Here is a 10,454-nt window from a genome sequence, read left to right as displayed (position 1 = left end):
TCGGTGCATCGCGCGCCGCTGTCGACGCGGGCTATGTGCCCAACGACTACCAGGTGGGCCAGACGGGCAAGATCGTCGCCCCCGAAGTCTACATCGCCGTCGGCATCTCCGGCGCCATCCAGCACCTGGCCGGCATGAAGGATTCCAAGACCATCATCGCCATCAACAAGGATGAGGACGCCCCCATCTTCCAGGTCGCCGATATCGGCCTCGTGGGCGACCTCTTTTCCATCGTCCCGGAGTTGACGAGCAAGCTCTAAGGCCCGAGAGGGCTTCCGATTCGCAGTTTCCATTCCACCCCAGGAGGGATCATGAACGTCCACGAATACCAGGCCAAGGAGCTGTTGGCGAAGTTCGGAGTCGGCATTCCCGCCGGCATCGCCGCGCTCACGGTCGAAGAGGCCGTCGCTGCCGCCAAGCAGCTTCCCGGACCGCTGTATGTGGTCAAGGCGCAGATCCACGCTGGTGGTCGCGGCAAGGGCAAGTTCAAGGAACTGCCGGCCGACGCCAAGGGCGGCGTGCGCCTGGCCAAGAGCGTCGAGGAAGTAGAGGCTTTCGCCAAGGAAATGCTCGGCAACACGCTCGTCACCGTGCAGACCGGGGAAGCCGGCAAGCAGGTGAACCGCCTCTACGTGACCGATGGCGTGGACATCGCCAAGGAATACTACCTGTCGATGGTCGTCGATCGCGCCACCGGCCGTGTCGCCATGATCGTCTCGACCGAAGGTGGCATGGACATCGAGGAAGTCGCCCATTCGACCCCCGAGAAGATCGCCACGATCACCATCGATCCGGCGCAGGGCTTCATGCCGCACCACGGCCGCGCCGTGGGCTATGCGCTGAAGCTGACGGGTGATCTCAACAAGCAGGCCGCGAAGATCGCGCAGCAGCTTTACAACGCCTTCATGGCGCTGGACTGCGACATGCTCGAAATCAACCCGCTGGTGGAAACCAAGGACGGCAACCTGCTCGTCCTCGACACCAAGATGAGCTTCGATTCGAACGCGCTCTACCGTCACCCCGACGTTGTCGCGCTGCGCGACGAGACCGAGGAAGATCCGGCGGAAATCGAAGCCAGCAAGTACGACCTCGCCTACATCAAGCTCGATGGCAACATCGGCTGCATGGTGAACGGCGCGGGCCTTGCCATGGCGACGATGGACATCATCAAGCTGAACGGCGAGTTCCCGGCCAACTTCCTTGACGTGGGCGGCGGCGCCACCACGGAGAAGGTGACGGCGGCGTTCAAGATCATTCTCCGCGATCCCGCGGTGAAGGGCATCCTGGTCAACATCTTCGGCGGCATCATGAAGTGCGACATCATCGCCGACGGCATCGTGGCCGCGGCGAAGGAAGTGAACCTGCAGGTTCCGCTGGTCGTGCGCCTCGAAGGCACCAACGTGCAGCAGGGCAAGGACATCCTCGCCAACTCGGGTCTCCCCATCGTTCCCGCCAACGACCTTGGCGATGCCGCGCAGAAGATCGTGGCAGAAGTCCGGAAGGTTTCCTGAACCATGAGCATTCTCGTCAACAAGAACACCAAGGTCATCACCCAGGGGATGACCGGCAAGACCGGCGCGTTCCACACCCAGGCGGCGCTGGACTATGGCACGCAGATGGTTGCGGGCGTGACCCCGGGCAAGGGCGGCACTACCCACATCGGCCTGCCGCAGTATGATACCGTGGCCGAGGCGAAGGCCGCCACCGGCGCCACCGCTTCGTGCATCTACGTGCCGCCTCCGGGTGCCGCCGACGCCATTCTCGAGGCGATCGACGCGCAGATGGAACTGATCGTCTGCATCACCGAAGGCATCCCGGTGCTCGACATGGTGCGCGTGAAGCGCGCGCTTTCGGGCAGCAAGTCGCGCCTTATCGGCCCGAACTGCCCCGGCGTGCTGACGCCGGACGAATGCAAGATCGGCATCATGCCCGGCTCCATCTTCAAGAAGGGTTCGGTCGGCGTGGTCTCGCGCTCGGGCACGCTGACCTATGAGGCGGTGTTCCAGACCTCGAACATCGGCCTGGGCCAGACCACCGCGGTCGGCATCGGCGGTGACCCGGTCAACGGCACCAACTTCATCGATGTGCTGGAACTGTTCCTGGCGGACGAAGACACCAAGTCGATCATCATGATCGGCGAAATCGGCGGCGACGCCGAGGAGCAGGCCGCGCAGTTCCTGATCGACGAGGCCAAGAAGGGCCGCAAGAAGCCGATGGCCGGCTTCATCGCGGGCCGCTCGGCGCCTCCGGGACGCCGCATGGGCCACGCCGGCGCGATCGTGTCGGGCGGCAAGGGCGATGCGGAAAGCAAGATCGCGGCAATGGAAGCGGCGGGCATCCGCGTGTCCCCCTCGCCCAGCCTGCTGGGCGAAACGCTGGCCGAAGCGCTCAAGTAAGGCGCTCTATCCCTGGGGCTGGCGCAAGCCGGGCAGGGCGGGATTGCTATGGAAACGGGAAAGGGAGCCTTGCGGCTCCCTTTTTCGTTCCGGCGGGCGGTAACGCTATGTCAAAGCTTCTTCTGCGATAGGCGGCGAACGGAATATCGCAGCGCTTTCAGCCGGCTAAGAAAAGACGTTTCATTTTATTGCAATGCAACATTCGTTGTGCCTTATGTCACGGCCGTGTCGCATAAGCAGGGTGTAGCGGAGCCATTCCGCGTCTGGTGCCCCTGGTGGAACCGGCGGGCGCAAAGCCTTGGCGCAGCAAGCGCGGGGTGTACAAAAGAGTGCGGGTCGTATGGCAATGTCGGGCCAATTCCGGGTGATGCCCCGGCCATAACGCTATCGAGGAGTGAGCATGAAGGGTTCGACCGAACGCAAGCCGATCCGCAAGGCGGTGTTTCCCGTCGCGGGGCTGGGCACGCGGTTCTTGCCGGCGACCAAGGCGATCCCGAAGGAAATGCTGCCGATCATCGACCGGCCCCTGATCCAGTACGCGGTCGACGAGGCGCGCGAAGCTGGCATCGAGCAGATGATTTTCGTGACCGGGCGCGGCAAGACCTCGATCGTCGAGCACTTTGATACCGCGTTCGAACTCGAACGCACGATGGCCGATCGCGGCAAGAATCTCGAAGTGCTGGAACCCACGCGCATCCCGCCGGGCAATCTGGTCACGGTGCGGCAGCAGGTGCCGATGGGGCTGGGCCATGCGGTGTGGTGCGCGCGCGCGATCGTGGGCGACGAACCGTTCGCGATCTTCCTGCCCGATGAACTGATGATCGGCGCGCCGGGCTGCATGAAGCAGATGGTCGATGCCTATCATGAAGTGGGCGGCAACCTCATCAGCGTGCTGGAAGTGCCGGAAGAGGAAGTTTCGAGCTATGGCGTAATCGCGCCGGGCGCGCGCCAGGGCACGCTGACCGAGGTCAAGGGACTGGTCGAGAAACCGAAGCGCGAGGATGCGCCGTCGAACCTCATCATCTCGGGGCGCTATATCCTCCAGCCGGAAGTGATGCGCACGCTGGAAGGGCAGGAAAAGGGCGCGGGTGGCGAGATTCAGCTGACCGACGCCATGGCGGCCATGATCGGGCAACAACCGTTCCATGCCGTAACCTTCGCCGGCCGCCGCTTCGATTGCGGCAGCAAGACCGGCTTCGTCGAGGCCACGCTGGCGCTGTCGCTGGAACGGCCCGACATGGCGGACGAGGTGCGCGCCGTCGCCCGGAGGCTGCTGGGGCTTTGACCCCGGCCCCTTCGTTGTTGGCGCCCATCTGACCGAATTTTGAAAGCGCGGGAGGCGGGAATGGCCTCCCGCTGTCGTCTCATGCACGGACGGGGAGTTCTGTGCATGAGAGACGCGACGGGCATCACGGCAGGCATGAACGCATCGGGCGATCCCGCTGCGATGGGCGGCATTTCGCAAGGGCCGGGCGGCATCCACGCCTGGCACGCCGAGCGCTGGACCGTGATCGTGCCGTTCTTCAACGAACGCGCACATCTGCCATCCTGCATCGCCAGCCTGGCACGGCAGGACGTTCCGTTTCACCTGGTGCTGGTGGATAACGCCTCGACCGATGGCAGCGGGGCGGTGGCGCTGGCGGCGTGCGCGGCGGCGGGGGTATCGGCAGAATTGCTGGTCGAACAGGAGCCCGGCAAGGTTGCCGCGCTGCGGACCGGCCTCGCGGTGGCGGGCACCGAATTCGTCGCCACGTGCGATGCCGATACGCTCTATCCGCCCGACTATCTTGCGCGCGCCGCCAGTCTGCTGGACCGGGGCGCGGTCGCTGCTGTCGCGGCCACGCAACCGCCCGGCGCTTCGCGCTGGCAACGGCGGTTCGCGGGATGGAAGCTGGAGCTGACGTCGAAGCTGCTGCCGCAGCAGTGCCTGAACGGCGGCGCGGGGCAGGTGTTCCGCACATCGGCACTGCGGGCGGTGGGCGGCTTCGACCCGCAGATATGGAACTGGGTGCTGGAAGATCACGAGATCATGGCACGGATCGAGCAGCAGGGCCGCATCGCCTATCACCGGCACTTCGAATGCGCGCCGCTCGAGCGGTCCGGCTCCGGCGCGGCACCGGGATGGCGCTTCCACGAACGCATCCTGTACCATTGCTCGCGCGCGGCGAATCGCAAGGCGTTCTTCCACGCATACCTTGCCGCAAAGCTGCGCGCGCGTGCCCTCAGCAGTGAGAGGTTGAGACGCCATGAAAGCCAGCTGTCCCATGCCTGAGCGCTTCATCCTGTGCGCCGACGATTTCGCGCTCTCGCGCGGGATCAGCGAAACGATCGCCTCGCTGGCGGCATCGGGCAGCATCAACGCTGTCAGTTGCATGGTGCCCTTCGCGAACTGGGAGAAGGATGCACCCCTGCTGGTGGAGGCCGCGCGCGTGCGCGATCCGCGCCATGGGCCGCTGCACGTGGGGCTGCACCTTACGCTTTCCAGCGAGCGCCCGATCACGCGGATGTCCTGCACCGATGCCGATGGCCGCCTGCCGGGCGCGGATGCGCTGATGGTGATGGCGCACCGGCGCAAGCTGGACCTGACGGAATTCCGTGCGGAAATCGACGCGCAGATCGCGGCCTTCGTGGCCGTGCGGGGCGCAGCGCCGGATTTCGTCGACGCGCACCAGCATGTCCATGTCTATCCGGGGCTGCGCGAAGTGGTGGTCGATGCCGTGCTGGAACACGCGCCGCACGCCTGGGTGCGCAACCCCGGAGATCGGCTGGGGGCGATGAGCCGCCGGCCGTTCATCGACAAGGCGATCGGATCGAGCCTCCACGCGGCCGGTTTCCGCCGGCTGCTCTCCCGGCGCGGCGTGGCGAGCAACCGCAGCTTTGGCGGGCATTACGACTTCACCACCGACTATGCCGCGCTTTTACCGCGCTTTTTTGCCGCGCCTTCGGATATGCATGTGGTCATGTGTCATCCCGGTGCCGGCCATCTCGATGGCGATACGATCGCGGACGCGCGCATTCGCGAAGCCAGCGTGCTGGCCGCCGCGGCGCTGCCCGAACGGCTGGCCCGGATAGAGCGGGTGGTGCCTCTGTGAGTGAAGCCGGGCTGGAGCGCGTATTCATGGAACAGCGTCCGATGATCCTGCGATTGCTGTCTGCCCGTCTCGGTAGCCGGGACGAGGCGGAGGAGACCGCGCAGGAGCTTTGGCTGCGGCTTCAGGATGCGCGTCCCGGCCCGATTTCCGATCCGGCCGCCTACTTGTTCCGCATGGCCTGCAACCTGGCCACCGACCGCCGCATCGCCGCGGGCCGCCGCGGCGTGCGCGAAAAGGCGTGGCAGGCGGTGCAGCCCGAAAGCGGGGAGTATCCGGACGCCGAACGCGGTCTGATCGCGCGCGGCGAGTTGCAACGGGTCGGAAGCCTGCTGGATGCGATGCCCGAACGGATGCGCGACGCGCTGGTGATGTTCCGACTGGAACAAAGGCCGCAAAAGGCGATCGCGCAAGAGTTGGGGATGAGCCTGTCGGGTGTCGAGAAACTGCTGGGAAGGGCTTACCGCCAGTTGGTGGCCGGTCTTGCCGATCCCGTGATGGAACCTGCCGCGCAAGGGGAGCGCGGCCAGCATGAGGTTGATTGCCATGAGCGCTGAAACGCACGAGGCCCAGGGCGGGGCAATGGAGGCGGCGATTGCGTGGCATGTGCAGATGCCCGCGATGGACGCCGCGCGCTGGGCGGATCTGGTCGCCTGGCTGGAAGCCGCACCGGAGCATCAGGCCGCGTTCGACCGTGTGGCGGCGGCGGATCGGTTGCTGGCCGAAGCGCCGGTTCTGCGCCAACGGTCTGGCGAAAAGGTACCGGCGCCGCCGATGCGGGTGAGACGCGGATGGTGGCGCGCGGGCGCTGGAGTGGCGCTGGCGGCCTCGCTGGCCGGCGTGGCGCTATGGACGGTCGCGCCGCGTGATCGCCAGCCGACGACCTTCGCCACGGCCGCCGGCAAGATGCAGACCGTGCGCCTCGCTGAAGGCACCGCGGTCGTGCTCAATGGCGATACGCGGCTGGCCCGGGGGGATGGTGAACGCTCTGTCCGGCTGGATGGTGGCGAAGCGCTGTTCGCGGTCCGCCATCGCGCCGATGCTCCTTTCACGGTGGAGGCGGGCCGCTACCGCATTGTCGATGTCGGAACCGTGTTCAACGTCCGGCGCGATGCCGGGCGGCTGATGGTTTCGGTCAGCGAAGGCAGCGTCATGGTCGATCCGGATGGCGCCCGCCTCGCCCTCCACGCTGGCGAGGGTTTGACGATCGACGAAGCAAGCGGTCTTGCCACGCGGTGGAAGGCGGCGTCGGTCGGTGGCTGGCAGAGGGGCGAACTGGATTTCGATCGGGCGACGCTGGCGGATGTCGTGGCGGCTTTCCACCGGCGCAATGGTGCGGAAATCCGGCTGGAGGGCGGCTTGTCCGCCTTGCCGTTTACTGGCAATGTCAGGCTTTCGGGTGAGACAGCGCGCGACGTTGAACATCTCGCGCGTCTGGTCGGAGTTGATTGCCGTCGTGAAGGCGAAATCTGGGTGCTTTCGCCGTCCAAGGTTCGTAGCTAGCGCCCTGCTGGCGCTGGGCTGCTGCTTGCCGCTCACGCCGGTTTTCGCCGCCGATCGTGCCGCCATTTCCTTGCCGGCCGGATCGCTGTCCGTCGCCCTGCGTCACCTGGCCGAAAGCACCGGCAGCGAGATTGTTTCGGTCGATCCCGCGGTGGCGGCGGTGCGCGTGCCGGCGCTCAGGGTAGGGTCTGATCCCGCGCGCGCGTTGGCGCAACTGCTCAAGGGAACCGGCTATCGCGCGGTCAGGATCGGTGCGCGTGGTTTCCGGATCGAACGGGCGCCGCTTGCGCGCGTGCGTCCGCGCGCGGCGCCTGCCAGTTTCCCTCCCCCGGCAACGGTATTGCAGCCACCGATCGTGGTGGTGGGAGGCAAGTTTCCCACACCGATCATGCTCTATCCGGGAAGCGTGGGGCGGATGCCCGGCGAAGAAAGCTCCCGACTGGGCGACCCGTCCTCGCTGGACAGCATGGCGCGTGCGCAACCTATCCTGCAGACCACGGCTTTCGGGGAAGGGCGCAACAAGATCTTCATCCGTGGCATTGCCGACAGCAGCTTCAACAGTTGGACGCAGCCCACGACGAGCATCTACTTCGGCGACGCGCTGTTGGGCTTTGGTAGCCCCACGCCCAACCTCAAGCTGCATGATATCGCATCGGTGGAAGTGCTGGAGGGACCTCAAGGCACGCTCTATGGCTCCGGCTCGATTGGCGGCGTCATCCGCATCATGCCGAACGCGGTCGATCTCGATCGCTATGCGGGATCGGTCACGGGAGGTGTCAGTGTTTCCCCGGATGCCACCACGGGCTGGGATGGCTCGGCCATGCTCAACCTGCCCCTGCTACGTTCGGAAGCGGGCGTGCGGCTGGTGGCCTATCGCGAACGGGATGGTGGCTACATCGATGTGCCGGGGCTGGGGCACAACCGCAACGTGGTCGATGTGGCGGGAGGGCGCGGCGCGCTGGCGGCCCGGCTGGGCGATGGCTTCCGCGTCGAGGCCAGCGGGCTGTACCAGCGCACCGATGCGCGGGATGCCCCTTATGCCGATGCATCCGGCGCGCTTTCGCATCGTGCGGCAATCGCGCAACCCTATTCCAGCGAATTGGGGCTTGGCCGCCTCTATGTGGAATACAGCGCACCGAACGGGATGCGGCTGACATCCACCGCCAGCCTCGGGGCGCGGTCGGCGCTCGATACGTTTGACGCCACCACGCCGGGCTCCCCCCGGCGCGCGTATCAGACACAGCGGTCGACCCGCACGTTTTCTTCGGAAACGCGCTTGTCGGGGCCGCTTGATCGGCCGGTTACGTGGGTGCTGGGGCTTGCCTATGAACGGGTGCGCGATGGCCAGTCGCGCTCGCTTGGTATGCCCGAGGCGCCGCCCGAACTGGACGAGCTGACCAATGTTACCCGCAGCGGATCGCTGTTCGGACAGGTCACCTTTCCCTTGCTGGGCGCGATCAAGGCGACGCTGGGCGCGCGTGCCACCACCGCGCGCACCGACAGCGAACCATCGCGCGGCGGCGTTTCCTCACCGATCAAGGGCAAAGGTGCCTCGCGTATCGACCCCACGGTGGCGCTGCTCTGGCCGGTCCTGCACGATCTTTCGCTTTTTGCCCGGTTTCAGACCAGCTACCGCAACGGCGGCGTTTCCGTGGCGCGCGGGGTCGGCAAGGTGTCGGAGTTCCAGGCGGATTCGATCGTGATGGGGGAGGTGGGGCTTCGCCGTTCGCGATCAGGGCCGACCGGGCTCTCGTTCTCCGCTGCGGCATCCTATGCCCGGTGGCAGAACGTCCTGGCCGAACTGGTGAGCGCGAAGGGGTTGCCCTATACCACCAACGTTGGCGACGCGAAGATCTTCGCGCTGGAAGCGACCGGAAACTGGGTGATCGTGCCGGGGCTGGAAGCGGAAAGCTCGGTGTTCTTCACCTCGAACCGCACGACTGGCGCGCTGCCCGCCCAGTCCGTCGGCCGCGACCGGCGGTTGCCGGATACGCCACCGTTTTCAGCCGCCGCCAGCCTGCGTTACGGCTGGGGACGTGGCATCACCACCTATCGGGCTGGATTGGACATGCGCTACGTCGGGCGATCGGTGCTCGGGCCGGGGGCCTTGTTCGATGTCTCGCAGGGCAATTATGCCGTGGCTGACCTCCATGCCGGGCTGCGCCGGGGGCCGGTCGATTTCTCTGTGGCGGCGACCAACCTCTTCAATACCCGCGCCAGCCGCTTCGCGCTGGGCAACCCCCTGCTGCTGTACAGGCGCGATCAGTCGGTGCCCGTGGAACCGCTGACCGTGCGGTTCGGCGTGTCGGTGGCCTGGTAGGGGCGAAGCCGCGAAGGCGTTGGCTTTCGCGCCGTGCGGATTACCGCCATCGTGGCGCCATCTCCGGAAATTAACCGCAATTCTTCGCGGCTCCTCAATCGCTATTCCCCATGATTTTCCCGACACTTGGGGGATTTACCGTGCGCTCTACCATCGTGGCGGCGTGTGCCGCGTTCGCTGTTCTTCTGCCGGCCGCCGCCTCGGCGGAACCTGTGTTGCAGCCGATCCAGATCGGCGCGGAAACGCTGCGTTTCGACCAGGGCGTGCCGACGCTCGATCTGCAACGGCAGCAAGGCAGCGTCCAGATCCGGCCGCTGCCACTGGATCACGGCAGCCCGGCCTTCAGTGTCGCGGTGTTCAACGCTAGCCCGCGTTCGGCGAATTTCGGGATCGAGAACCTGACCGTGCAGGCCGGCGACAAGCCGGTCAGCGTATTCTCCGTCGACCAGCTTGTCAGAAAAGCGAAGTCCCGCGCGCGGTGGACGCAGATCGGCATCGCCATGCTGGGTGGAATCGCCGCCGGCGTGGCAGCGAGTCAGACCGATACTTATCACGGCTACATCCGCACGCCACGCGGGTCCTATGTCAGTTCCTACAGTGGCCCCAGCGCATTCGGGCAGCTTCAGGCAACTGCGCTCACCGCCGGCGCCGCGCATGGCATCGCGGCCGTACAATACAATCTGGACCGGACGCGTGATGTCCTGGGCGATTCGATCGTGCAGACCACCACGCTCTATCCCCAGCAGAGCTATGCCGGAAAGATCGTGCTCGAGAAGATTCCGCTGGATGAGCGGCCCGTGCGGATTTCCATCGTGGTGATGTGGAACGGCGAACAATATCCATTCGCTTTCCAGTTCGCCAAGGCGGGAACCGCTGCGCCCGTGTTCCATGCCGTCGATTCGGCACCTGCCCAAGCATCCGCAGAACCTTCCATGGCGGCGGCCGCCTACCCGGCCCGTCAGCCCCGGCCCGCACCCGCACCCGCAACGGGCGGCGCCCGTTCGCAGGACATCAACGCGTTAGAGCGGTTTCCACACGAACTGACTCGTCAGGGATTCCCTTCGCGGCGCCGTTGTGATTCAGACTTCCTGCTGGTGTCAGGAGGCCAGCATGGATGGCACGAACGCTTTCACAGGATCTTCGGGA

Annotated in this window: 10 protein-coding genes; all 10 read left to right on the top strand. The window is 65.9% G+C overall.

The genetic code is table 11. The features are described 5' to 3' along the window. The coding region (locus tag EH199_RS23465; protein WP_223806898.1) for an electron transfer flavoprotein subunit alpha/FixB family protein at positions 1–260 on the top strand (260 nt) is incomplete at its 5' end. 51 nt (positions 261–311) lie between these two features. Continuing rightward, a complete protein-coding gene (sucC, locus tag EH199_RS23460; protein WP_124811465.1) occupies positions 312–1,511 on the top strand; it encodes an ADP-forming succinate--CoA ligase subunit beta in 1,200 nt (399 codons plus the stop codon). Between the two features lie 3 nt (positions 1,512–1,514). Continuing rightward, positions 1,515–2,396, top strand: a complete 882-nt coding sequence (gene sucD, locus EH199_RS23455) for a succinate--CoA ligase subunit alpha (protein ID WP_124811464.1) — start codon at positions 1,515–1,517, stop codon at positions 2,394–2,396. A 400-nt stretch (positions 2,397–2,796) separates the two neighbouring features. Continuing rightward, positions 2,797–3,681 carry a UTP--glucose-1-phosphate uridylyltransferase GalU gene (gene galU / locus EH199_RS23450; RefSeq protein WP_124811463.1) on the top strand — a complete coding sequence of 295 codons (885 nt, stop codon included), beginning with the start codon at positions 2,797–2,799 and terminating at the stop codon, positions 3,679–3,681. Between the two features lie 105 nt (positions 3,682–3,786). Next, the gene (locus EH199_RS23445) at positions 3,787–4,668 is read left to right on the top strand and encodes a glycosyltransferase family 2 protein (protein ID WP_223806897.1); all 882 of its coding nucleotides are present in this window, start codon (positions 3,787–3,789) and stop codon (positions 4,666–4,668) included. After that, positions 4,661–5,488 carry a ChbG/HpnK family deacetylase gene (locus EH199_RS23440; protein ID WP_158453940.1) on the top strand — a complete coding sequence of 276 codons (828 nt, stop codon included), beginning with the start codon at positions 4,661–4,663 and terminating at the stop codon, positions 5,486–5,488. Before EH199_RS23445 ends, EH199_RS23440 begins: the two co-directional genes overlap by 8 nt. Then, the gene (locus EH199_RS23435) at positions 5,485–6,042 is read left to right on the top strand and encodes an RNA polymerase sigma factor (RefSeq protein WP_255420470.1); all 558 of its coding nucleotides are present in this window, start codon (positions 5,485–5,487) and stop codon (positions 6,040–6,042) included. The genes EH199_RS23440 and EH199_RS23435 overlap by 4 nt, the downstream gene beginning before the upstream one ends. Continuing rightward, positions 6,032–6,988: a FecR domain-containing protein gene (locus tag EH199_RS23430; RefSeq protein WP_190287411.1), complete on the top strand. Its 957-nt coding sequence runs from the start codon at positions 6,032–6,034 to the stop codon at positions 6,986–6,988. Before EH199_RS23435 ends, EH199_RS23430 begins: the two co-directional genes overlap by 11 nt. A 25-nt stretch (positions 6,989–7,013) precedes the next feature. Next, complete coding sequence (locus tag EH199_RS23425; protein ID WP_190287410.1) at positions 7,014–9,308, top strand: TonB-dependent receptor; 2,295 nt, start codon at positions 7,014–7,016, stop codon at positions 9,306–9,308. A gap of 140 nt (positions 9,309–9,448) precedes the next feature. After that, the coding region (locus tag EH199_RS23420; protein ID WP_124811458.1) for a hypothetical protein at positions 9,449–10,454 on the top strand (1,006 nt) is incomplete at its 3' end.

Origin of the sequence: Novosphingobium sp. LASN5T (assembly GCF_003856955.1) — a bacterium.
Taxonomy (GTDB): Bacteria; Pseudomonadota; Alphaproteobacteria; order Sphingomonadales; family Sphingomonadaceae; genus Novosphingobium.
This window is presented reverse-complemented; position numbering and strand designations above follow the sequence as displayed.

Bases quoted from the DNA above. Each gene is read 5' to 3' on its own strand.
- EH199_RS23430 (WP_190287411.1), top strand. From the start codon at position 6,032: ATGAGCGCTGAAACGCACGAGGCCCAGGGCGGGGCAATGGAGGCGGCG.
- EH199_RS23440 (WP_158453940.1), top strand. From the start codon at position 4,661: ATGCCTGAGCGCTTCATCCTGTGCGCCGACGATTTCGCGCTCTCGCGC.
- galU (WP_124811463.1), top strand. From the start codon at position 2,797: ATGAAGGGTTCGACCGAACGCAAGCCGATCCGCAAGGCGGTGTTTCCC.
- sucC (WP_124811465.1), top strand. From the start codon at position 312: ATGAACGTCCACGAATACCAGGCCAAGGAGCTGTTGGCGAAGTTCGGA.
- EH199_RS23445 (WP_223806897.1), top strand. From the start codon at position 3,787: ATGAGAGACGCGACGGGCATCACGGCAGGCATGAACGCATCGGGCGAT.
- sucD (WP_124811464.1), top strand. From the start codon at position 1,515: ATGAGCATTCTCGTCAACAAGAACACCAAGGTCATCACCCAGGGGATG.